The sequence below is a fragment of the Cupriavidus sp. UYPR2.512 genome, from assembly GCF_000379565.1.
GTDB lineage: Bacteria > Pseudomonadota > Gammaproteobacteria > Burkholderiales > Burkholderiaceae > Cupriavidus.
Map to the genome: position 1 here is coordinate 24,456 of NZ_KB903148.1, position 23,038 is coordinate 47,493.

Annotated in this window: 21 protein-coding genes and 1 pseudogene; all 22 read right to left on the reverse strand. The window is 69.4% G+C overall.

The window, feature by feature from the left end:
- Window positions 1-211: 211 nt before the first annotated feature.
- Window positions 212-412: pseudogene (locus tag A3A5_RS0123860) on the reverse strand (TIGR00366 family protein); the annotation flags it as partial.
- A 352-nt stretch (window positions 413-764) separates the two neighbouring features.
- Window positions 765-1,556, reverse strand: coding sequence for an SDR family oxidoreductase (locus A3A5_RS0123865; RefSeq protein WP_026201056.1), 792 nt, complete (start codon window positions 1,554-1,556; stop codon window positions 765-767).
- A gap of 2 nt (window positions 1,557-1,558) precedes the next feature.
- A complete protein-coding gene (locus A3A5_RS0123870) occupies window positions 1,559-2,644 on the reverse strand; it encodes a Rieske 2Fe-2S domain-containing protein (RefSeq protein WP_018313011.1) in 1,086 nt (361 codons plus the stop codon).
- 71 nt (window positions 2,645-2,715) lie between these two features.
- Window positions 2,716-3,954 carry an NADH:flavin oxidoreductase gene (locus tag A3A5_RS0123875; RefSeq protein WP_026201057.1) on the reverse strand — a complete coding sequence of 413 codons (1,239 nt, stop codon included), beginning with the start codon at window positions 3,952-3,954 and terminating at the stop codon, window positions 2,716-2,718.
- A 38-nt stretch (window positions 3,955-3,992) separates the two neighbouring features.
- Entirely contained in the window at window positions 3,993-6,431 is a 2,439-nt protein-coding gene (locus tag A3A5_RS0123880; protein ID WP_018313013.1) for an RND family transporter, read from the reverse strand.
- A gap of 28 nt (window positions 6,432-6,459) precedes the next feature.
- Window positions 6,460-7,422 carry a YCF48-related protein gene (locus A3A5_RS0123885; protein WP_018313014.1) on the reverse strand — a complete coding sequence of 321 codons (963 nt, stop codon included), beginning with the start codon at window positions 7,420-7,422 and terminating at the stop codon, window positions 6,460-6,462.
- Window positions 7,423-7,552: 130 nt separating this feature from the next.
- Window positions 7,553-8,755, reverse strand: coding sequence for an acetyl-CoA C-acyltransferase (locus tag A3A5_RS0123890; RefSeq protein WP_018313015.1), 1,203 nt, complete (start codon window positions 8,753-8,755; stop codon window positions 7,553-7,555).
- Between the two features lie 16 nt (window positions 8,756-8,771).
- Window positions 8,772-9,227 carry a MaoC family dehydratase gene (locus A3A5_RS0123895; RefSeq protein ID WP_018313016.1) on the reverse strand — a complete coding sequence of 152 codons (456 nt, stop codon included), beginning with the start codon at window positions 9,225-9,227 and terminating at the stop codon, window positions 8,772-8,774.
- Between the two features lie 56 nt (window positions 9,228-9,283).
- Window positions 9,284-10,087 carry an SDR family oxidoreductase gene (locus A3A5_RS0123900; protein ID WP_018313017.1) on the reverse strand — a complete coding sequence of 268 codons (804 nt, stop codon included), beginning with the start codon at window positions 10,085-10,087 and terminating at the stop codon, window positions 9,284-9,286.
- Window positions 10,084-11,286, reverse strand: coding sequence for an acyl-CoA dehydrogenase family protein (locus A3A5_RS0123905; protein ID WP_018313018.1), 1,203 nt, complete (start codon window positions 11,284-11,286; stop codon window positions 10,084-10,086). Before A3A5_RS0123905 ends, A3A5_RS0123900 begins: the two co-directional genes overlap by 4 nt.
- A complete protein-coding gene (locus tag A3A5_RS0123910; RefSeq protein WP_018313019.1) occupies window positions 11,283-12,446 on the reverse strand; it encodes an acyl-CoA dehydrogenase family protein in 1,164 nt (387 codons plus the stop codon). The genes A3A5_RS0123905 and A3A5_RS0123910 overlap by 4 nt, the downstream gene beginning before the upstream one ends.
- 11 nt (window positions 12,447-12,457) lie before the next feature.
- A complete protein-coding gene (locus A3A5_RS0123915; protein WP_018313020.1) occupies window positions 12,458-13,342 on the reverse strand; it encodes an SDR family oxidoreductase in 885 nt (294 codons plus the stop codon).
- A 10-nt stretch (window positions 13,343-13,352) separates the two neighbouring features.
- Complete coding sequence (locus tag A3A5_RS0123920; RefSeq protein WP_026201058.1) at window positions 13,353-14,504, reverse strand: acetyl-CoA C-acetyltransferase; 1,152 nt, start codon at window positions 14,502-14,504, stop codon at window positions 13,353-13,355.
- A 20-nt stretch (window positions 14,505-14,524) separates the two neighbouring features.
- Entirely contained in the window at window positions 14,525-15,592 is a 1,068-nt protein-coding gene (locus A3A5_RS0123925; protein WP_018313022.1) for an acyl-CoA dehydrogenase family protein, read from the reverse strand.
- A gap of 20 nt (window positions 15,593-15,612) precedes the next feature.
- The gene (locus A3A5_RS0123930; RefSeq protein ID WP_018313023.1) at window positions 15,613-16,779 is read right to left on the reverse strand and encodes an acyl-CoA dehydrogenase family protein; all 1,167 of its coding nucleotides are present in this window, start codon (window positions 16,777-16,779) and stop codon (window positions 15,613-15,615) included.
- Entirely contained in the window at window positions 16,769-17,560 is a 792-nt protein-coding gene (locus A3A5_RS0123935; protein ID WP_026201059.1) for an enoyl-CoA hydratase family protein, read from the reverse strand. The genes A3A5_RS0123930 and A3A5_RS0123935 overlap by 11 nt, the downstream gene beginning before the upstream one ends.
- Window positions 17,561-17,579: 19 nt before the next feature.
- Window positions 17,580-18,662, reverse strand: a complete 1,083-nt coding sequence (locus A3A5_RS0123940) for a nitronate monooxygenase (protein ID WP_018313025.1) — start codon at window positions 18,660-18,662, stop codon at window positions 17,580-17,582.
- On the reverse strand, window positions 18,659-19,549 hold the full coding sequence (locus tag A3A5_RS0123945) for an enoyl-CoA hydratase (RefSeq protein ID WP_018313026.1): 891 nt from the start codon (window positions 19,547-19,549) through the stop codon (window positions 18,659-18,661). The genes A3A5_RS0123940 and A3A5_RS0123945 overlap by 4 nt, the downstream gene beginning before the upstream one ends.
- A gap of 7 nt (window positions 19,550-19,556) precedes the next feature.
- On the reverse strand, window positions 19,557-20,357 hold the full coding sequence (locus A3A5_RS0123950; protein WP_018313027.1) for an acyl CoA--acetate/3-ketoacid CoA transferase subunit beta: 801 nt from the start codon (window positions 20,355-20,357) through the stop codon (window positions 19,557-19,559).
- A 23-nt stretch (window positions 20,358-20,380) separates the two neighbouring features.
- The gene (locus A3A5_RS0123955) at window positions 20,381-21,271 is read right to left on the reverse strand and encodes a CoA transferase subunit A (RefSeq protein WP_018313028.1); all 891 of its coding nucleotides are present in this window, start codon (window positions 21,269-21,271) and stop codon (window positions 20,381-20,383) included.
- Between the two features lie 7 nt (window positions 21,272-21,278).
- The gene (locus tag A3A5_RS0123960) at window positions 21,279-22,175 is read right to left on the reverse strand and encodes a VOC family protein (RefSeq protein ID WP_018313029.1); all 897 of its coding nucleotides are present in this window, start codon (window positions 22,173-22,175) and stop codon (window positions 21,279-21,281) included.
- A gap of 106 nt (window positions 22,176-22,281) precedes the next feature.
- Window positions 22,282-22,998: an EthD domain-containing protein gene (locus tag A3A5_RS0123965; protein ID WP_018313030.1), complete on the reverse strand. Its 717-nt coding sequence runs from the start codon at window positions 22,996-22,998 to the stop codon at window positions 22,282-22,284.
- Between the last annotated feature and the right edge of the window lie 40 nt (window positions 22,999-23,038).

Genomic DNA, 23,038 nt, shown 5'->3' on the forward strand with positions numbered 1-23,038 from the left:
ATCTCTCCGGACCTCCACTGAGCCGGTTTCGGATGATGGGATCTCGACCGTTTCGGCCATCCATGATCCGAGGCTGACTGACTAAAATTGGCCGTAAGCTGCCTTTGCCCAAGCGGCCCGCCCTAGACCTTGGCGATGGAATAGCTAATCGCCGATCCGCGGGATTGACGCCTCCCCTCGCAACCACGACACGCGCCAATTCCGAGCGACCTCAGGGCATCACCGGAGGATGGTAGGAAAGGGTCGCAGCGAAGGCCCATAGCATGAACAGCACCAGGGGCGCATGCACCAGCAGCTGGGTGAAGGTGAATCCGACCACGTCCTTGGCCCGGATGCCGAGCACACCGAGCAACGGCAGCATCCAAAAAGGATTGATCAGGTTCGGCAGCGCTTCAGCGGCGTTATAGACCTGCCCCCATATCGGCCGCCGTGCGGGCATGCGCCTCGGCAGGGGCCGAGAAGTACGCTACCGCCAGGGACACGACGATCAGCACGCCGGTCATCGCCATGGATTGCCAAAGAAAGATCGTATCGGAGAACGGGATGACCCCGGTGACATCCAGCAGCCGCGCACCTCGACAACATCGAGCGGCGGGTGGTCGAACAAGCAATGCGGGCCGAAGTGCCCGACGTCAAAGCGATCTTCAGGCAGTTCTGACCATTTAGCGGCGCCTGACGGCCCCTTAGGCCGTAGCGAGACGCGACGATGCCCGCGGCGGCACACCGCCACGTGTCCGGCCCAGCGGGCGCCAGGCGCCGGCGTTTCAAAACATCAACGGCCGCTGCGCGGCATCCAGCCCGCCGTCGATGAACACCACGTTGCCATGGAGGTAAGCCGCCTCCGGCCCGCACAGGAAGGCAATCAGGGCAGCCACCTCTTCCGGCCGGGCGCGGCGGCCCAGCGGCGATACGAAGTCGCGGATGGCGTCGCCGTAGCGCGGATCTTTCAGGCCTGCCTGCAGCAGCGGCGTTTCCACCGCGCCCGGCGCGACCACGTTCAGGCGCACCCCCGCCTGGCCCCACGCCGCAGCGCGTTGCCGCGCGGCCGCGGTCACCGCATGCTTGGAACTGGCATAGGCGATATAGCCGGCCTGGTCGCGCGTGGCTTCGGCCTGCGCGGCGCCCGCCACCATGGCCAGCACGCCGGCCTCGTCACCGGCGAGGTAGGCATCGCGCAGCGAGCTGCCCTCCCACGACTGCAGCGTGGCCGAGTTCGATGACACCACCACCGCGCCAGGGTCCGAGCCCTGGCACAGCGCTTCGAACAGGCCGTCGAGCAAGGCCACCACGCCGAAGTAGTTGACCGACGCCACCAGCGTGGCAGGGTCGACATGCGGGCCCAGCCCGGCGCAGCACACCAGTTGGTCGATGCGGTCGCCCGAGCGCGACAGCACCGCGTCGATGGCGCCCGCGCGCCCCTGCGCGGTGGACAGATCTGCAAGGATGTCCGCGTCGCGCAGATCCACGCCAATCACCTGGCAGCCATCGGCCAGCATGCGCTGTCGCACCGCCGCGCCCATGCCGGACGCGGCGCCGGTCACCACAACGGTCCTCATGGTCAGCCCTCGAACACGTGCCGCAGCACCGGCGGCTCGATGCTGGCCAGGTTCATCTCGACCACGCGCCGCGCCACGCTGGACGGACGCACCTGCTCCACGTCGGTGTAGAACTGCTGGTACCAGTCGCGCATCTGGTAGATCGGCCCGTCGCCTTCGCACAGCAGCGGGTTGTCGATGCGGATCTTGCTGTCCCAGATCACCACGTCCTCGTAGAAGGCACCGCGGGCTTGCTCCACATAGGCTTGCGCCACGGCGCGGTTCTGTTCATCGGACAGTCCCGGGATCTTTTTCACCAGCACGCCATAGCGCAGCACGAAGCTGTTCTGGTCGATCGGCACATGGCAGTTGAGCAGGATCGAGTGGATCTGCTGGTCGCCCATCTGGCCGGTCATCTCGGTGATGTGGTACGCCGGCCCGAAATACGTGGACAGCGCCGTCAGGCGCGCATCGCCGGACAACCGCGCGCTGCGCCCGATCATCAGCTGCGTGGCCTTGTGGTCTTCGAACAGGTTGGCGAAGTAGTCCACCGGCGCGCCATGCACCACGCCGAAATGCGCCATGTCGGAGATGTTGTCGACCAGTTCGCGGCAGTTGGTGCGGATCAGCATCTCGTCGATGGCCCAGTCCGACCACTCCGGCGCATAGCAGGCGTCGATGCGCGGGATGGCAACCTCCGGCGGCGCCGGGCGGCCCTCGGGATCGTGCCAGATGAACAGTAGCCGGTTCTGCTCGCAGGTCTCCCACGCGCCGACACGCGCCTTGGGCGGCACGCGCTTGCAGTAGGGGATGGACTTGCAGCCGCCGTCGCCGCCCCACTGCCAGCCGTGGAACGGGCACACCAGGTTGTCACCCTGCACGGTGCCGGTGCTGAGGTCCGCGCCCATGTGCGGGCAGTGGCCGTCGATCACGCGGATGGCGCCGGTCGAGTCGGCGAACGCGGCCAGGCGGCGGCCGAAGATGTCCAGCGTGTGCGGCTTGCCGTCGCGGTAGTCGTCGGCCAGGCCCAGGCAGTGCCAGCCGCGTGCGTAGCGGTTCGCGGGCGGGCGTGATTCGATCTTGTAGCCGCTGATGCCGTTCGTGCTCATGGTGTCTCCTTGATATCCCGTGGGAACTTCAAGATAAGAGCGTCCGGGCGGCGGCTCATCGTCCCATCGGACTACTGCAGTGCGACCAGACGCGTCAGGGCCGGATCGTTGCCGGGGCCATGCACGCAGCTGACGCCGGCGGGGTCGTAGATCCGGGCCACGCAGCCATTGCAGCTGTCGCAGGCCGAGCGCTGCACCGCACCGCCGTGCCAGTTGGCCACGAGCGCGGGATCATGGATCAGCGCGCGCGCCAACGCGATGGCGTCGAAGCCCTCTTCCATGAGCTGCGCCACGTTGCCGATCGACTTGACGCCGCCGACGTATGCCAGCGGCATACGCACCGCGCGCCGCACCACGCGCGAGGCTTCGAGGAAGTACAGCTCGCGGAACGCGAGTTCAGGGGGCGTGCGCTTCTCCAGCATGGTGATGCCGAAGCGCGCCAGCGCGGTCGGCGCGGCGGCCTTCATCTGCGCCGTCGGCATCGGGCTGCCGAACAACGCCCAGGGGCTTTCCACGTTGCGGCCGCCACTGAGCGTCAGCAGGTCGGCCCCTTCCGCCTCAAGGATGCGCGCGGTCACCGCGGAGTCCGCGGGCTGGTTGCCGCCCGGCACACCGTCGCTGACGCTGAGCTTGCAGCACACCGCCAGCTCGGCACCGACGGCATCCTTCACCTGCCGCAGCACCGCCGCCGGGAAGCGGGTCCGGTTCTCCACGCTGCCGCCAAACGGATCGCGCCGCCGGTTGCTCAGCGGCGACAGGAACTGGTTAAGCAGGTAGCCGTGCCCCATGTGGATTTCGACCGCATCGAAGCCGGCCTCGCGCGCGAGCCGCGCCGCCGCGGCGAACTGTCCGGCAACCCGCGCCATGTCGGCCTCGCGCATGGCGCGCTGGAAATACACGCCGTGCATCATGCCGAAGGCATTGAGCCCGGATGATGCGCTGCCCGGCGCGCGGCTGCCGCCGTGACGCATGGTGGTGAACGAGCCCGCGTGGGTGATCTGCAGGCAAGCCGCCGCGCCTTCGCGATGCACGGCGTCGGTCAGCACACGCAGGTGCGGCACCTGTTCCCCGCGCATGCTGAGCTGGTGGGCAAAGGTCAGGCCGTCGTCGGCCACCGCCGCGTAGGCCACCGTGGTCATGCCCACGCCGCCCGCGGCAAGATCGCGGTGATGCCTGACCAGCGCCTGCGTAGGCAGGCCATGTGGCGTCATGCCTTCGTTCGCGCCCGCCTTGATGAAGCGGTTGCGCAGCGTGAGCGGGCCGATGCGCAGCGGCGTGAAGGCCGCTGCGGATGCCTGGGTATCGCGCATCATGTCTCTCCGTTGTCTCACCGATATGCCTGCTTGCCTCAGGTCGCGTCTGATTTCAGCGCATGCGCCGGCGGTATCGTCTGGCCGCTTGCCGCCGCGGCAGTGCGCGCCGCCGCGCGCGCCCGCTCCTCATCCTCCACCCCCAGCCACGCCGCCAGCGCCGGCAGCAGCGATACCGCGCCGAACAGGTTCACCAGGAACATGAAGGCGAGCAGGATCCCCATGTCGGCCTGGAACTTGAGCGCGGCAAAAGCCCAGGTGCCCACGCCGATGCACATCGTCAGCGCCGTGAACAACGCCGCCGACCCGCGCTGGCGCATGGCCTCGGCAAAGGCCTGCGGCAACGCCTGTCCTTCCTCGCGGATCTGGTGCTGGATGCGCTCATACAGGTAGATGCCGTAGTCCACGCCAACGCCCACGCCCAGCGTGATGACCGGCAGCGTCGACACCTTCAGCCCGATGCCAAGCCGCGCCATCAGCGCATTGCACAGCACCGACACCAGCGTCAGCGGCACGATGATGCACAGCACCGCGCGCCACGAGCGGAACGTCAGCAGGCACAGCAGCGTGATCGCGCCGAAGATCGACAGCAGCATCGTCACTTCGGCCTCCTCCACGGCCTCATTGGTGGCTGCCATCACGCCGATATTGCCCCCGGCCAGGCGGAACGCCACGTTGGGCGTCTTGTCGGCGGCGGAGAAGCGGCGGATCTCGCGGATGATGTGGGCGATGGTGGCGCCCTCATGGTTGGCCGTGTAGATCAGCACCTGGATGGCCTGGCAGTTCGAGGTATTCATGCCGTTGTCCGGGTCGAAGGCCTTGGCGCCCTGGCTCAGGCCCTCGCTGCTGCGCGGCAGCGCCTCCCAGCGCGGGTTGCCCTCGTTGTAGGCGCCGATCACCACCTTGGCCAGCGACGATACGCTGACCACCGACTGCACGCCGGACACGCCGCGCATATGCATCTCGAAGCGATCCACCGCACTCATCACCGGGTAGTGCAGGCAACCGTCGTCGAAGCCGGTGGGTTCCACCACCACCGTCAGCGCATCCGAGCCAATGTTGTACTGGCTCACCACACTGGCGCTGTCGCGGTTATAGCGCGAATCCGCGCGCAGTTCCGGGGCGCCGCTGCCGACATCGCCGATCTTCAGGCCGCGCGAATCGATGGCACCGGCCGCCAGCAGCGCGAGCGCGGCCACGAACACCCCCAGCGCCGGTCCCGGGCGCGCCAGCGCGCCGAACTTCTGCCACAGCCCGCCGGTTCCCTGCGCGCGCCGGGCCTGCGCCGATGCCAGCGCCGACGGCTCCAGCCGCGTGTACGACAACAGGATCGGCAGGAACACCTTGTTGGTCACGATCATCAGCAGCACGCCCAGGCAGGCCGTGATGCCAAGCTCGCGCACGATGTCGATCTCGATGCGCATGATGACCATGAACCCGAGCGCATTGGTCAGCAGCGCGACCGTGCCGGGGATGAACAGCTTGCGGAAGGCAGCGCTGGCGCTGTCCAGCGCACCATGCCCCTGCACAACCTCTTGCTTCCAGGCATTGGTCATCTGCACCGCGTGCGAAACCCCGATCGAGAAGATCAGGAACGGCACCAGGATCGACATGGGGTCGATGCCGTAGCCCAGCAGCGGCAGCAGGCCCAGCAGCCAGGCCACGGGCAGCAGCGCCACCACCAGCGACAGCAGCGTGATGCGCAGCGAGCGCGTGTACAGCCACAGCAGCAGCGCGGTCACGGCGAAGGCCAGCGCGAAGAAGCCCATCACGCCGGCGATACCCTCTTCCACATCGCCCACCAGCTTGGCAAAGCCGACAACGTTGACTTCGACATCGGTGCCGCTGAACCGCGCGCGGATCTTCTCGAGCTGGCGCGCCACGGTCCCGTAGTCGATGGTCTTGCCGGTAGCCGGGTCGGTCTCACGCAGCTCCGCGCGGATCAGCGCGGACTTCAGGTCATTGCTGACCAGCCGGCCGATCTGGCCGGAACGCGCCACATTGCGCCGCACCTTGTCGAGCTCGTCCGGCGCGCCGGAAAAGCGCCCCGGCACCACGACGTCGCCGCGAAAACCGGCCTCCGTCACCTCGGTGTAGCGCACGTTCGGCGTGAACAGCGAAAACACGCGCGAGCGGTCCACGCCGGGGATGAAGAACACTTCATCGGTGGCGTGGCGCAGCTTGTCCATGAAGGCCGCGTTGTAGATATCGCCGTCGCCCTTCCAGCGCAGGCTCACCAGCACGGTATTGGCACCGGAGAAGGTGCTCGCGTACTTGGTGAACACCTGCATGTACGGGTGCTGCAGCGGGATCATCTTGTTGAAGCCGGGATCGAGCCGCAGGCGCGTGGCAGAGAAGCCCAGCGCCATGGTCACGGCCAGGCATAGCAACAGCAGCAGGCGGCGCCGGCGCATCAGCCCGCTGGCGCAGGCATCGACGAAGCGGCCCAGGCGGCCGGGGGAGTGGGGGCGGGTCATGATGGTTCTCGCGTCCGGTCGGGCGGGTTCAGTGATTGGCGGCGATCGTGGCGCCGGCCAGGCCGCCATTGCCGCCGAGTGCCAGCGTGTCCTTGCCGGTCTGGGCCAGCGCGGCCAGGGTCTGCGGGCTGCCGGCCGGCAGCGCCGCGAAATGGCGCCCGCCATCGGCGGACATCACCAGCATGCCGCCTTGCCCGGCCAGCACGATGCGGCCATCGGCCAGCTCGGCGCCACCGAAGAACGAAGTCCTGGGGCCGGTTTCCGCGGCCTGCCAGGTCGTACCGAAATCCTCGCTGCGCAGCGCGTTGCCGCGCATGCCGAAGGCCAGCCAGGCACCGTCGCGCAGCGGCAGCACGCCGTACAGCGAGCCTTCATAAGGGGTCTTGAGCGGCTCCCAGTGGCTGCCGCCGTCGCTCGAGCGCAGCACCAGGCCGGCTTCGCCGACCAGCATCAGGTGTCCCTGTCCGTCGGCGGCAATGGCGTTGAGGTGGCGGTCCTGCATGGCCTTGTCGGCGGCCGCTTCCCAATGCCTGCCCAGGTCGCGCGAGACCAGGAAACGGCCAAAGCTGCCCACGGCAAACCACGGCCCGTTGGCCTGGGCAAGGGCACCAAGCAGCGGGTCGGACGATTGCGCGTCGAAGGCAACTTGCTGCCAGTGCGCGCCGCCGTCTTCAGTGCGCAGGATCAGGCCGCTGTGGCCGACCGCGATGCCCTGGCGGCTGTCGGCGAAGGCCACCTGCGTCAGCGTAGCGCCTTGCGGCTTGTCCACCGTTGCCGGGCGCCAGTTGCGCCCCAGGTCATCGCTGAACAGGATCTTGCCGCGCTCGCCCACAGCGACCAGGCGTTCGCCGGCGCGGGCGATGCCGTTGATCTGCAGGCCGTCGGGACGCAGCGCGGTGGCCGGGAACGGCGGCAGCGGACGCGGCGCGAAAGCCCATACCGCGGTGGCCAGCACGGCCACCGACATGGCGATGCCGATCAGTCGTTTCATAGGTCTCCTCCGTTTGGAGTGGTGGCAGGCGGCCTCGTGGCGGGCCGTACTTGCCGGGGCTGCTTTGCGCAGCGAACGATTTGCGCCTCTTTCCCGCTTGCGCGAGAGGGGCGCAAACCAGCACTTCTAGTTACAGAACGTCGAACAGCGCCGCCGCACCCATGCCGCCACCAATACACATCGTCACCACCGCTTGCCGCACGCCGCGGCGCTGGCCCTCGATCAGCGCATGCGCGGTCATGCGCGCGCCCGACATGCCGAACGGATGCCCGACCGAGATCGCGCCGCCGTTCACGTTCAGCCGCGCATCGGGGATGCCGAGCTGCTGCTGGCAGTACAGCACCTGCGAGGCGAAGGCCTCGTTCAGCTCCCACAGTCCCACGTCCGCCACCGTCATGCCGTGGCGCGCCAGCAGCTTCGGCACCGCGAACACCGGGCCGATGCCCATCTCATCCGGCGCACAGCCCGCCACCGCCATGCCGCGATAGCGGCCCAGCGGGCGCAGGCCGCGGCGGCGCGCTTCGTCGGCGCTCATCAGCAGCACCGCGGCGGCGCCATCGGACAGTTGCGAGGCATTGCCCGCGGTGATGTGCTCCCCCTCGGCCACCGCCTGCCCGCCGCTCCAGACCGGCTTGAGCGCCGCCAGGCTGGCCGCCGTGGTATCAGGCCGGTTGCATTCGTCCTGCGCCAGCGTCACGCTCTCATGGCCGGTCAGTACGCCGGCCTTGTCGAACAGCGCACGGCGCGTTTCCAGCGGCACGATCTCGTCGTCGAAGGCGCCGCACCGCTGCGCCTCGGCGGTGCGCTGCTGGCTGCGCCAGGCGTAGGCGTCCTGCTCGGCGCGGCTGATGCCGTAGCGGCGCGCCACCACCTCGGCGGTCTCAATCATCGCCATGTAGGCCGCCGGCTGCCGCGCCAGCACCGCTTCGGACTGCGCGCGGAAGCTGTTCTTGTACTTGTTCTGCGTCAGCGAGATCGATTCCGCGCCGCCGGCGACGATGATGTCGGCCTCGCCGCACTGGATCGCACGGGCACCCGCCGCGATCGTCATCAGGCCCGAGCCGCACATGCGGTCCATGGTCATGCCCGGCACGCTGTCAGGCAGCCCCGCGGCCACGGCGCACAGGCGGCCGAAGTTGTAGCCCTGGGTGCCCTGCTGCGCGGCCGCGCCGATCAGCACGTCGTCGATCTCGGACGGGTCCACGCCCGCGCGCTCGACCACCGCGCGCACCACGTGGCCGCCCAGCACCGGGGCTTCGGTATCGTTGAAGGCGCCGCGGAAGGCCTTGCCGATGGGGGTGCGCGCAACGGCGACAATGACTGCTTCATTCATGCTCGATTCCCTGTGGTCAGAAGTAGTAGCGGCTGATCGTCTCGGCCACGCAGGCGGGCTTGGCCTCGCCTTCGATCTCCACCGTCATGCGCACCACCGACTGCACGCCGCCCGGCAGCGTCTCGGCCCGCACCAGCTCGCCCACGCCGCGCACACGCGCCCCGACGCGCACGGCCGCCGGGAAACGGACCTTGTCGCAGCCGTAGTTGACGCCCCACTTCATGCCTTCGACGGTGACGAGTTCCGGCAGAAACTGGTTGACCAGGGCCAGCGTCAGGTAGCCGTGGGCAATGCAGCCGCCGTAGGGGCCTTGCGCGGCGCGTTCCGGGTCGACGTGGAGCCACTGGTGGTCGCCGGTGGCATCGGCGAACCGGTTGACCTGGTCCTGGGTGATACGGGTCCAGGCGCTTTCGCCGAGGCGCTGGCCGACGGCGGCGTGGATGTCTTCGGCGGAGCGAAAGATGCGTGGCATGTCTGGTTCCTACTGTTGATCCCGATGCCGGCTGTGCTGCCCGGCTTTGCTTCCGTTCAAGCCCGCTGACTACTCACCGGCAACACCTCGCCGGTCATGTATGACGCATAGTCGCTGGCCAGGAACACCATCACATTGGCCACCTCCCACACCTCTGCCGCGCGCCCGAACGCTTCGCGCTCGCTGAGCTGGCGCAGCAGGTCGGCCGGTGCCGACTTCTTCAGGAAGTCGTGCAGCGCGATGCTGGGCGCCACCGCATTGATGCGCACGCCAAATTCGGCGGCCTCCATCGCGCTGCAGCGCGTCAGCGCCATCACCCCGGCCTTGGCCGCGGCGTAGTGCGACTGCTCCTTCTGCGCACGCCAGCCCAACACCGAGGCGTTGTTGACGATGGCGCCGCGCCGGCGCGCCTGCATGTGCGGCAACATTGCGCGCGTCATGCGGAAGGTGCCGGTGAGGGAAATATCGATCACGCGCGACCACTCGGCATCGTCCATATCAACTAGGCGGCGCGAGCCGCCCAGGCCGGCGTTGTTGATCAGTACGTCGGTGCCGCCCAACGCTTCTTCGGCGGCGGCCACAAGTGCGCGCACCTGCGCTTCATCCGACACATCGCAAAGCTGGCCATGGATCGCCTGCAGGCCGGTTTCCGCGCGCAGGCGCTCGACCGCGTCGGCCAGGCGCTTCTCATGGACGTCGGAGATCATCAGCGCGCGGCAGCCCTCCTCGGCGCAGCGGCGCGCGGCGGCAAAGCCGATGCCGGCGCCCGCCGCGGCGGTGATGAGCACGCTCTTGCCGGCGAGCAGCTGATGGCCGGGCACATAGGCCGGGGCGTTGGGGATTTCGGTGTTCAGGGTCATGGCTGTCCTCGTGCTTCGCGCGGCATGCCAAGGCCGCGTTCGGCGATGATGTTGAGCTGGATTTCGTTGGTGCCGGCGTAGATGGTGTCGGCGCGCGAGAACAGCGCCATCTGCTGCAGCCGCGTGCGGCGCGTGTCACCGGCGTCCAGCACGTTGGCCAGCGGGCCCAGCACGTCCAGCGCCAGCTGGCCCAGGTCGCGGTGCCAGTTGGACCAGTAGTACTTGTAGATCAGCGCCTCGCGCTGCAGCGCGGTGCCACCGTCCTGGCCCGCCTGCGCCGCGCCCGCCAGCATGCGCAGCGCATTGGCGCGCATCACGCGCAGTCCGGCCCAGGCGCGTGCGATGCGCTGGCGCACCAGCGCGTCGCGGCTGCTGCCGTTGTCGCGCGCGGCCTGCGCCACCCATTCCAGCTCATGCGTGAACTGCATCTGCTGGCCCAGCGTGGAGATGCCGCGCTCGAAGCCCAGCAGCGCCATGGCGATGCGCCAGCCATCGCCGGGCGCGCCCAGCACGTCGGCGGCGGCGGCACGCGCGCCGTCGAAGAACACCTCATTGAATTCAGCGCCGCCGCCCATCTGGCGGATCGGCCGGATCTCGATGCCGGGCTGGTCCAGCGGCAGCATCAGGAAGATCAAGCCCTTGCTGCCGCGCGAGCCGGGCTCGCAGCGCGCCAGCACGAAGATCCAGTCCGAGTCGTGCGCGAGCGAAGTCCACACCTTCTGGCCGCTCACCAGCCAGTCGCCACTGGCCGCGTCGCGCTCCGCCCGCGTGCGCACATTGGCCAGGTCCGAGCCTGCGCCGGGCTCCGAATACCCCTGGCACCAGAACGTGGTGCCATCAAGGATGCCGGGCAGCAGGCGCGCCTTCTGGTCCTCGGTGCCGAAGGCGGTCAGGGTCGGGCCGATCAGCCCCTCGCCGATATGGCCCATGCGGCCCGGTCCCCCTGCCCGCGCGTATTCCTCATGGAAGATCACCTGTTGCATGACCGGCAGCTCGCGCCCGCCATGCGCGCGCGGCCAGCCCAGGCCGGTCCAGCCGCCCTCGGCCAGCCGGCGCTCCCAAGCCTTGCGCAGTTCGGGATAGGCCGCTTCGTCGCCGGGGCCGCCGCGGTGCTTCAGGCAGGCGAACTCGCCGGCCAGGTTGGCGGCCATCCACTGCGCGACTTCGGCGCGGAATGCCGCCTCGTGATTCGCTGTCATGCTGTCCTCCAGGCGTGCGGGCCATTTGCTGCGAGATACGCCAGGGCCGCGCCGGCACCGCCCAGCCAGTGGCTGGCGGCCTGCGCGCGCTTGAAATAGAGCTGGGGGTCGTATTCCCAGGTGAAGCCGACACCGCCATGCAGCTGGATGGCCTCCTGCGCGCAGAAGCGCAAGGCGTCGTCGGCGGCCACGGCGGCGGCGGCGATGTCGAGGCGGATGCCGGTGCCATCGGCCACATCGCTCGCATCCCATGCCTGCGCCGCGCCATACACCGCCGAGCGCGCCGCCTCGACCAGCACCATCATCTGCGCGCAGCGGTGCTTGACCGACTGGAACGAGGCAATGGCGCGCCCGAACTGGATCCGTTCCGATGCATAGGCCACGGTCAGGTCCAGGCATTGCTGCGCCGCGCCAAGCTGCTCCGCCGCCAGCATCAGCTTGCCGTGCCACCAGGCATGGGCCAGGCCGAACGCCGCCGCGTCTGCGCGCGCCAGGCAGGCGCCGGCGGGCACGGGCAGCCCGTCCAGCCGCAGCGCGGCCAGCGGCCGCGTGCGGTCTAGCGTATCGAGCGGCGCTAACATGAATCGCGCATCCTGTGCCAGTGCCGCCGATTCCAGCAGAAACAGCGCAGGCACGCCGTCTTCGAGCCGGGCCGGCACCAGCAGCCAGTCAGCGCCGACAGCATCGGCGACCTGGGCGGCGCTGCCACGCAGCACGAAGCCATCCGTGCTTGCCTGCGCGGCGATCGCGACGCCGTCGTATTGCCAGCCGCCATCGTCCGACAGCACCGCGGCGGCACGAAGCTCGCCACAGGCCAGCCGTTCCAGCCATTGCGCGCTGCCACGCGGGCCCAGGCTGGCCTGCAGCCAAGGCGCGGCCACGCACACGGCGGACCAGAACGGCACGCAGGCCAGGCGCTGGCCCAGTTGTTCCTGCAGCAGCACCAGCCCGGACGCACCCAGGCCGGCGCCGCCCACGGCTTCGGGCAGTGCGATGCCGCACCAGCCGAGTTCGCCAGCGAGCGCGTGCCACAGGGCCTCGTCGTGCGCCGGGCCTGCCTCGGTCACGCGCCGCACCGCCGCCGAATCGCTGTGCGCGGCGAGGTAGTCGCGCGCGCTGTCGCGGACCATCTGCTGTTCGACGCTAAGGGAGAAGTCCATGGCCGTCGCGCTCAGCTGCCGTAGACCGGCTGGGGCGTCTGCGCCTGCGCCAGCAGTTCCGCCACGGCTGGGCCCAGTTCGGCCGGCTGCCAGCGCGATCCCTTGTCGGTCCTGGGTCCGGTGCGCCAGCCGTCGGCCACCGAGACCATGCCGCCGGCCGCCTCGAACATGCGGCCGTTGACCTGCGCGGACGCGGCGCTGCCCAGCCACACCACCAGCGGCGCAACGTTGGCCGGGTCGTAGTAATCGAAGCCGTCGGCCGGCGCCCGCATCATGTCGGCGAACACGTCTTCGGTCATGCCGGTGCGCGCCGCCGGCGCCAGCGCATTGGCGGTGATGCCGTAGCGGCCCAGCTCGGCGGCCTGCACCAGCGTGAGCGCGGCAATGCCAGCCTTGGCGGCGGCGTAGTTGGACTGCCCGACCGAACCCTGCAGGCCCGCGCCGGAGCTGGTGTTGATAATGCGCGCGTCGACGGGGCGGCCAGCCTTGGCGGCATCGCGCCAGCGCCGCGCCAGCAGGTTGGCCAGGCAGAAGTGGCCGCGCAGGTGCACGCGCATGACGTCGTCCCAGTCGGCTTCGGTCAGGCTGACAAACATGCGGTCGCGGCAGATGCCGGCGTTGTTGACCAGCACATGCACGTCGCCGAAAACCTCGACCGCCGCATCGACGATGCGCTGCGCGGTGGCCAGCTGCGTGATGTCGTCAGCGCTGGCCAGCGCCGCGTTTGCATTCGCGCCGGCCGCGCGGATCTCCGCGCAGACGGCCTCGGCCGCCTCGCGCCGGATGTCGTTGACGACCACGTTGGCGCCCTCGGCGGCGAAGGCCAGCGCATAGGCGCGGCCCAGCCCGCCGCCGGCACCGGTGATGATGACGGTGCGTGCGTCGCAGATTCCCATGACGATCTCCTTACAGCCGTTCGATGATGGTGACGTTGGCCAGGCCACCGCCTTCGCACATGGTCTGCAGGCCGTAGCGCCCGCCGGTGCGTTCCAGCTCGTGCAGCAGCGTGGTCATCAGGCGCGCGCCGGTGGCGCCCAGCGGGTGGCCCAGTGCGATGGCGCCGCCGTTGGGGTTGGTGCGTTCCGGGGCGTAGCCGGTCTCGGCCAGCCATGCCATCGCCACCGAGGCGAACGCTTCATTGATCTCGACCACGTCGATATCGGCCAGGCGCAGGCCGCTGCGCTCAAGTGCGCGCCTGGTGGCCGGGATCGGCGCGGTCAGCATCCACAGCGGGTCGTCTCCCAGCACACTCATATGCGCGATGCGCGCTCGCGGCGTGAGCTGGTAGCGCTTGAGCGCCTCTTCGGAAACGATCAGCAGCGCGGCGGCGGCATCGGCGGTCTGGCTGGACACCGCGGCAGTCAGCGCTGCGCCCGGCATCAGCGGCTCCAGCGCGGCCATCTTGGCCAGCGTGGTATCGGGGCGCGGGGTCTCGTCATGCTTCACGCCTTCGCATGGCACGATCTCGCGCGCAAAGCGGCCGCCTTCGATGGCCGCAGCGGCGCGCTGATGGCTTGCCAGCGCGTAGGCTTCCATGGCCTCGCGCGACAGCTTCCAGTGATCGGCAATGCGCTGCGCGGCGTGGAACTGCGACACCGGCGCATCGCCAAAGCGTGCCTGCCAGCCCTTGCTGCCCGAGAACGGGTCGGCAAACCCCAGCGCCTGCCCGGCCAGCATGGCCGACGAGATCGGGATCTGGGTCATGGTCTGCACGCCGCCGGCAATCACCACATCCTGCGTGCCGCTCATCACCGCCTGCGCGGCAAAGTGCACGGCCTGCTGAGACGAGCCGCACTGGCGGTCCACGGTCACGCCCGGCACCGTCAGCGGCAGGCCGGCAGCCAGCCACGCGCTGCGGGCAATATTGCCGGCCAGCGGGCCGATGGTGTCGACGCAGCCGAACACTACGTCGTCATAGTCTTCGGCAGGAATGCCGTTGCGGCGCACCAGTTCGGCCAGCACGAAGCCGCCCAGGTCGGCGCCGTGCATGTGCGACAGTCCGCCCTTGCGGCGCCCGGTGGGCGTGCGCAGGGCATCAACGATATAGGCGTCTTTCATGATCATTGGTCTCTTTGGATTCAGGCGAAGGTGGCGCCGGCGCCGATGTCATGCGCGCCGTCAAGGATGTGCGCGCCCATGCGCGCCTTGTGGAAGGCACGGTCGCCCCAGCTTCCCGCCAGGGCCCAGGCCCGCTTGGTGAAGATCTGCAGGTCCAGCTCCCAGGTGTAGCCCATTGCGCCATGCACCTGGATGGCCTGTCGCGCCGCGCTCCACGCGCAGCGCGCGGCGGCCACCCGGGCGTGCGAGACATGCAGGCCCGCATCGGGCAGGCCATGCGCCAGCGCGGCGGCGGCCCGCAGCAGCACCGGCCTGGCGAATTCAAGCTGGATCGCCACGTCGGCCAGCAGGTGCTTGACCGCCTGGTAGGCGCCGATGGCCTTGCCGAACTGCTTGCGCTGCGCGCTGTAGTCGATCGCCAGGTCCAGCATGCGCTGCGTCAGGCCCAGCTGCTGCGCGGCCACGCCGAGCGCGCCGCGGTTCAGCGCGCTGTTCCACAGGCCACTGCCGCACGGGATCAGCTCGGTATCCGCGGCCGGCGTCCACGCCAGATCGAACAAGCGGCGCGAAGGATCGAGCCCGGCGCGCGCCGTCAGCACGGCCTGGTCCGGCCGCAGCAGGTGCACGGCACCTTCGTGCGCGCACAGGATGGCGTCGGCGACATGGGCGTCGGCGACGAGCCGCTCTTGCGGATGTGCGACCGCCACGCGGGCATCGCCGGCGGCGATGCGCTCCAGCAGCGCGGCGCAGCGTTCGCGCGCCGAGGCGTCCGGCGCTGCCGCGAGCGCGTCACGCAACAGCCCGGCCGCCACCAGCGCGGTGTCGAGCAAAGGCTCGGGCAGCGCAAAGTAGCCGCAGGCCTGCGCCAGCGGCGCCCATTCGACCTCGCCCAGCCCCAGCCCGCCGTGCTCCTGCGGCACCATCACCGCGGTCAGGCCCTGGCCGGCAAGCTGGCGCCACAGCGCGTCGGAGCGGCCGGACTCAGTGGCCCACAGCTCGCGCGTCAGTTCGGGCGTCATCTCGGTCATCAGGAAGCGCCGGATCGCCTCGGCAAACTGCTCCTGCTCTTCGGTCAATGCGAAATCCATGGTGTTTTCCCCGGGTGCCGTCATGCGCGCGGCATGCCGAGCAGGCGCTCGGCGACGATATTGCGCTGGATCTCGTTGGTCCCGGCATAGATCGGCCCGGCCTGCGAGAACAGGAAGCCGTCCAGCCAGTGACCGAGCGAACCCGGCGGCTGGCCGTCCGGCGCGACCTCTGCCGCCTGTCCCAGGATGGCCAGCGCGGTATCATGCATATGGATATCCAGCTCGGACCAGAACACCTTGTTCGTGCTCGACTCCGCGCCAATGTGGCCGCCCCGCACCAGCCGGCTCGCGGTGGCGTAGGTGGACAGCGTGTAGGCCTCGGCGTCCATCCAGGCGCGCAGCACCGCCTCGCGCAGCGACGGGTCGCGGTCCGCCGTCTCGCGGTTGGCCTGGTACAGCCTGACCAGCGCGCGGGCGGTTTCCTGGAAGCGCGCCGGCGAGCGCAGCATCAGGCCGCGCTCGAAGCCGGCGGTGGCCATGGCCACCTGCCAGCCTGCGCCTTCGGCGGCCAGGCGGTTTTCCACCGGCACGCGCACGTCGTCGAAGAAGATCTCGGCAAAGCCGGTCTGGCCGTTGAGCTGCCGGATCGGGCGCACGGTGATGCCGGGCGTGTCCAGCGGCATCAGGATGAAGGTCAGGCCATGGTGCCGCGTCGAGGCCGGGTCGGTGCGGAACAGGCCGAACAGCCAGTCCGCCCACACCGCGCGTGTCGACCAGATCTTCTGGCCGTTGATCACGTATTCATCGCCCTGCCGGATCGCGCTGCAGCGGATCGCGGCCATGTCCGAGCCGGCGTTCGGCTCGGACCAGCCCTGCGCCCAGACATGCTCGCCCGAGGCCATGCGCGGCAGGAAACGCGCCTTCTGCGCCTCGGTGCCGAATTCCATCAGCGTGGGCCCGAGCAGGAAGATGCCGTTCTGGTTGACGCGCATCGGCGCGCCGGCACGCCAGTATTCTTCCTCGAAGATCAGCCACTCGATCAGGTCGCAGCCGCGCCCGCCCAGTTCGGCCGGCCACGTGACCATGCTCCAGCGGCCCTGGTTGAGCGTGGCTTCCCAGGCGCGGTGCTGGGCGAAGCCCGCTTCGGTATCGAAGCTCGCCAGCGGCGTGCGCGGCACGTGCGCGGCCATCCAGTCACGCACCTCGGCGCGCAAGGCGCGCTGGGCGCCGGTGTACTCAAGCTGCATCGCGCTCCCCCGGTGCAAAGCGGGCTTCGCGGCCTTCGACAAAGGCGGCGCGCGCCTCGCCGGAATCGGCGCTCATATAGGCCTGCAGCGTGAAGCCCTGTTCCCAGCGGTACTTGTCCTCAAGGTTGCCGTCTTCCACGCCATTGAGCGCTTCCTTGGCCAGCTGGAGCATGGCCGGGCTCTTGGCAGCGATCTGGAGGGCCAGCGTCATGGCGGCGTCGCGCAACGCGCTGCGCGGCACCACGCGCTCGACCGCGCCCAGCCGGTACGCCTCGGCGGCATCGATCATCTCGCCGGTGAAGTACATCGCCCTGACCTTCTGCACGCCGAACATGCGCTGCAGGTGCGCGCCGCCGCCCATGGCGCCGCGGTCGATCTCCGGCACGCCGAAGCGCGCGCAATCGGCGGCCACGATGATGTCGGCCGCGCCGCAGATGCCGATGCCGCCGCCCAGCACGAAGCCGTGCACGGCCACGATGACCGGCTTGGGATTGCGGTGCACGGCGCGGAAGGTGGCGTAGTTGCCGGCGTTGACATCGACGATGCGCTGCGGGTGCGCGGCCAGCTCCTTGATGTCGACGCCGGCGCAGAAGCCGCGGCCCTCGCCGCGCAGCACGATCACGTGCACGGCGGGATCGGTGCCCAGTTGGTCGATCGCGGCGGCCAGCGCATGCCAGCCGGCGCTGTCGAGCGCATTGACGGGCGGATGGTCGATCACCAGTTCGGCGATGCCGTTGGCGGTGTCGATGCGGAACGGCCCGGTCTTGTGGTTCATTTGCATGGTTTCCTCTGTCTGTGGGTCAGGCCGCTGCAGCCAGTCCGGCGCCAGCCAGCGCCGCAAGGCGCGCCTGCGCCTGCGCAGCCATTCCCGTCACGATCTGCTCGCACGACTCGATGGCGCCAATCGCCGCCGCTGCCTGCCCGCTCGGCAGCACCCCTTCATCGGGGCATCCCTCCACCATCGCGCGCTGGATCAGCACCGGCGCGTTGGCGGCCATCAGGGTCTGGGCGGCGCTGTAGTCCTGCTCGCGCATCGCGCGCCAGGCGGTGGCCAGCATCTGCGCGCTGCGCATGCCGGTACGCGCCTGCCACTTGCGCGCGGCCGCCAGCGCCAGCCAGGTGCGCCGCAGCGGACCGGCCTTCTCCAGTGCCAGCAGCAGGTCGTTGTCGATCATTCGCTGCGGCAGGCCGTCAATGGCCAGCGACACGCGGATCTGCGCCGGGTCGCGCACCTTGACGTAGCGCTCCAGCGTTTGCGCCGGCACCGGCGCTTCGGCCGACATCAGGAAGCGCGTGCCCATGGCCACGCCAGCCGCGCCGTAGGCCAGTGCCGCAGCCAGTCCGCGGCCGTCGAAAAAGCCGCCGGCGGCCACCACCGGCACGCTCACGCTGTCCAGCACCTGCGGCAGCAGCAGCGTCGTCGGGGTGCCGCCGGTATGGCCGCCGCCCTCGCCGCCCTGCACGGTGACCACGTCCGCGCCCAGTTCCACGGCCCTGGCCGCATGCTTGGCCGCGCCGACGGTCGGCATGCAGACCACGCCAGCCGCCTTCAGCTTGCCGATCATCTTCGCGTCCGGGCCGCGCCCGTAGCTGACGGCGCGCAGCCGGTGGCGGATCGCCATCTCGATCACTTCCTCCGCGTTGGGCTGGAACATGTGGAAATTGATGCCGAAGGGCCGGTCGCTGAGCGCCTTCACGCGGAGGATTTCGCGCTCGACCTCGCCGGGCGCAATCGTGGCGCCGGCCAGGAAGCCGAAGGCCCCGGCATTGCCGCTGGCCGCGACCAGCTTCGCATCCGCCACCCAGCCCATCGCCGTCTGCACGATGGGGTAGCGGCAGCCCAGCAGGTCGCACAGCACGGTGTGCAGGCTCGCGGTGCTCATGCCTTGTCCTCGCCGCCGGTGCGTTGCGAAGCGGCCATGGCGCGCGCGTCATAGCCGCCGAGCTTGTCGCCGCTGACCAGTTCGTTGTGCGCATGGGCGAAGTGGTGCCAGGCAAAGACGGCATCCATCGCGGTGCGCTTGCCCTGCAGGTCTTCCACATGGTTGACGGCCTGCTTGGTCAGCGTCAGGCCCAGCCGCGGCATCTGCGCAACCTTTGCGGCCATGCCGTAGACGGTGTCTTCCAGCGCGTCGCGCGGCACCACGCGGTTGACCATGCCCATGCGCTCGGCGCGTTCGGCGCCCATGCGCTCGCCCAGGAAGAGGAACTCCTTGGCGATGCGCGGATGCAGCTCGTAGGCATGCGCGAAGTACTCGACGCCGGGAATGCCCATGCGCACCACCGGATCGGCAAAGAAGGCGTCGTCCGACGCCACGATCAGGTCGCATACCCACGCCAGCATCAGCCCGCCGGCAATGCAGGCGCCATGCACCATGGCGATGGTCGGCTTGGGCAGCTCGCGCCAGCGCCGGCACATGCCGAGGTAGACCTCCTGCTCGCGGGCATAGAGGAACTCGCCGCCCGGCTTGTTGACGTGGTCATACCAGAGCGACACACGCTCGAAGGACTCGTTGATATCGCGCCCGGGTGTGCCGATGTCGTGGCCGGCCGAGAAATGCTTGCCGGCGCCGCGCAGCACGATCACCTTGACGGCGTCGTCGGCGGCGGCGCGCCGGTAGGCCTCGTCCAGCGCGTAGGTCATCTTTGAGTTCTGCGCGTTGTGGAACTGCGGCCGGTTCATGGTCACGGAGGCAATGCCGTCTGCGACCTGGTAGAGCACCTCGGCATTGGGGCCAAGGCTGATGGCTTCGATAGCTGGCGTTGTCATGTCGGCCTCACACGCGTCCGGAAGGATTGCCGCGCACGATTGCCGCGCGCAGGTTGTGCGGATCAAGCTGGGCGATCAGCCGCAGCTCTTCCGGTGTGGGCGGCGCCGTCTCCGGCAGGGCCTCGCCGGGCGTGTTCGCCAGTGCAAAGCCGGTGGCAGCCTGGACCTGGCCGAAACTCACGCCCGGGTGCAGCGAGCGCACGCGGATGGCGTGGCCGGGGGCGCCGAAATCCATCACGCACAGGTCGGTGACAATCACGCGCAGGTCAACGAAGCTGCGCATGCCCTCCAGCTGGCGGGCCGGGTTGTAGCCGGCGCTGCAAACCATGTCGACTTCACCCGCGACCAACGCGCGCGTGCTGTGGGCCGGCACGAAGAAGGAATTGGCGTGGTGGATGCTGTTGCCGGGAAAGCCGCGCGCGCCCAGCAGCTGGGTCTTGGGCTGCGCATGCGTGCCGCCCAGGCAGGAGATATTGGCCTGGCCGAAGCGGTCGATCTGCGTCGGCATCACCAGCGCGTGGCGGCGCCCGCCCCACAGGCAGTCGAACACGCGCGAGTAGCCCATCCAGCCGCTGGCGCGCACCTTGTAGCCGGGTTCGCGCGGGCCCAGCGGCACCGGCGTTTCCACCAGGTAGGCCTCGCCGTCGGTCAGCAGCAGGCCTGGGTTGTGCGCAAGCCGCGCCAGGCCGGCGGCGATGCGCGGGCCAGTGCCGATGCCGGTGGCCAGCACCTCGCCATCGTCGCGCCATTCGCGGGCGGCGGCGGCAATCATCAGCTCGGCGCGGGTGAATTCATAAGTGGCGCTCACGGTCGCTCCTTGGGTTGGCGGGTTCAAAGTACCGGCAGCGGCAGGTCGCGCACGTGGCCAGGGCCGCCGATGCGCTCCAGGTAGGCCGCCTCGCTCGCGCCCACCACCTCGTCGCGGTAGGCACGGAAGCCGTCCTCGGCCTCGGCGCTGGCGCAGTACGCCTTCAGCGCGGGCAGGTCCCAGCCGTAGGCCGGCGCGCAGGAAGTGGGATGGGCGCCGCCGGGTGCGTGCACCACGCCGCTTACCAGCGAGCGCTCGAAGGCGTTGTTGCGCGCGCGCGCCAGGTCTTCGTCCTCCAGGCGCGGGTGCAGCGTTTCGCAGCTCACATAGCAGCGGTGCGCGGCGCGTGCGAACCATTCATCGAAGAACGGATCGGGTCCGTCGATGCGGGTGTTGCCGAGCACATCACTATCGTTCACGTGCAGCAGCGCGGCATCAAGCTCGATCGCCGGCATCGCCACCAGCACTTCGCCATCGGCATAGGGCGAGCGCACCGTCTTCAGCTGGGGGTTCTTGTCCAGCACGTCAGTGCCCAGCGCGGCGCGCGTCGGCAGGAACGGCAGGCGCGCTGCCGCCGCGCGCAGGCCCAGCTGCAGCATGCCTTCGTCAAGCTCAGTCACCTCCAGCACGCCGCGCTCGCGCGCCTGGCGGAAGTAGGGCTCGAGCGGAATCACGTCGAGCGAGACAAAGCCGAACACCAGCCGGCGCACCTTCCCGGCCGCGCACAGCATGCCCACCTCGGGGCCGCCGTAGGCGACCACGGTCAGGTCCTTCAGCGGCGAGCGCAGGATCTCGCGCACCAGCGCCATCGGCTTGCGGCGCGGGCCCCAGCCGCCGATGCCGATGGTCATGCCATCGGCGAGCTGGCCGACCACGTCGGCCGCGCTCATGGTCTTGTCGATTGTCTTGGTCATGGTGTGTTTAGCGGTATCCGATGCTGAAGTCGTGTCCCCACAGGCTGACGCGCGTGGCCTCGTAGGCCGCGTGGCGGCTCCAGTCCACCACCAGGCCGCCGTGGCCGAACTCGAGGTCGAAGCCGCCGGGGGTCTTCATGTAGAAGGAAGTCATGCGGTCATTGCAGTGCTGGCCCAGCGTGGCCGAAAGCTTCACGCCGTGCTGCTGCACGCGGTCCAGCGCGCGGCCCACCTCGGCCATGTCCGGGACCTCGGCCATCACGTGGATGCAGCCGGCTTCCGATGGCATCTCGAAGATCGCCAGGCTGTGGTGGCGGCCGTTGCCGCAATGCAGGAAGTGGATGCGCTTTTCCGGTTCGGCCGGGTCGTTGGTAAAGCGCACGCGGAAGATGTCCGACAGCCCGAAACCCATCACCTCGCACAGGAAGGCATAGGTCTGGTCGAAGGCCGGCGCGGGCAGCACGGCGTGCCCTGCCCCCATCGGGTCCGTGATGAAGCGCGGCACGCCGGCCGGCGAGACAAAGCGCAGGAAGTCCGAGCGCATGCCCCACGAGATCTCATGGCGGTTGCCCGACGGATCGGCGAACCAGGCCATGGCCTGCACGCGGCGCTGCGCCAGCTCCGCGGCGCTGGCGTGCACGACCTCCACGTTGGCCTGGCGCAGCGCGTCGAGCGCATGGCCGTAGGCCGGCTCGTCGGCCAGTTCCCAGCCCGATGCCAGGTAGCGGTCGCGCGCGCCCGGCACCACCAGGTAGCGGTAGTCGCGCTCATCCATCTTCACGTACAGCGCACCGCCGGGGGCGCCGGAACAGGCCATGCCGAGCACCTGTTCGGCATAGTGTCGCCACTGCCCGATGTCGGTGGACTCGACCACGATGTAGCCAAGCGCACGAATGTCCAACATGCCGGTCTCCTCAGGTTCATTGCCACTGCTGGCTGATGAGACCTATTCTTCCGTGCGCCGCAAGCCGGCACATCGTCCAGTGGGACTAGCCGGTCCGGTGCCAGAATCAGGCCGCGGCGGGGCGCACGATGTACTGGCTGGTGGGAACCACGTCGATCTTGTCGAAGTCGATGAAGCGCTGGCAGCTGGCCATCATGGCCTGCAGGTTGCGCTGGAATGTTTCCTCATCGCCTACGGCATCGAAGAACGCCTGCGGGTCGGTCATCGCTTCGTCCGGGAAGCACTCTTCGACGATGGCGTCGTAGGGCGGCGCGGCGTACGTGAGCGGCCGCACCACCACGTTCTGCACGTAGAGGAAGTTGTCCTGGGTCTCGACCGCCACTTGCGTGTGGTGGTTGTGCCAGGTGTCCAGCCACGCCTGCGGCGTGAGCCGGGGCGGCCGTGTGAGGAAGGCCAGCTGCGCAAAGCCGGGCATGCGCTCACCGGGCGCCGCCGGGAAACGCGTATTGCGGATGGGCTGGGACTCCGTAACGAGGTAGCCGGCCATGCGGCCGACGGCGGCCTCGATTGCCTGGTCGAACGGCTGGCGCAGCCGGTCGATGGCGCTGTCCATCCAGACCGAGACCAGCCCCTCCATCTGCGGGCGGGTGTTCGCCTGGCGCAGGCCCGCGGCAGGCAATACGGCATCATCCGCCACGTTGACCTGCAGTCCGCGCGCGCCCAGCCCCAGCAGCTTGTCCGCAAGCGTTGTGCGCAGCCGGCGTGAGAATTCCTCCGGCTCGGTCCGCGGATCGCGCCAGACGATATAGATGACTTTTTCCATGCTCCACGCTCCCTGCTACAGGTGCCGGCCGGGGCCGGAC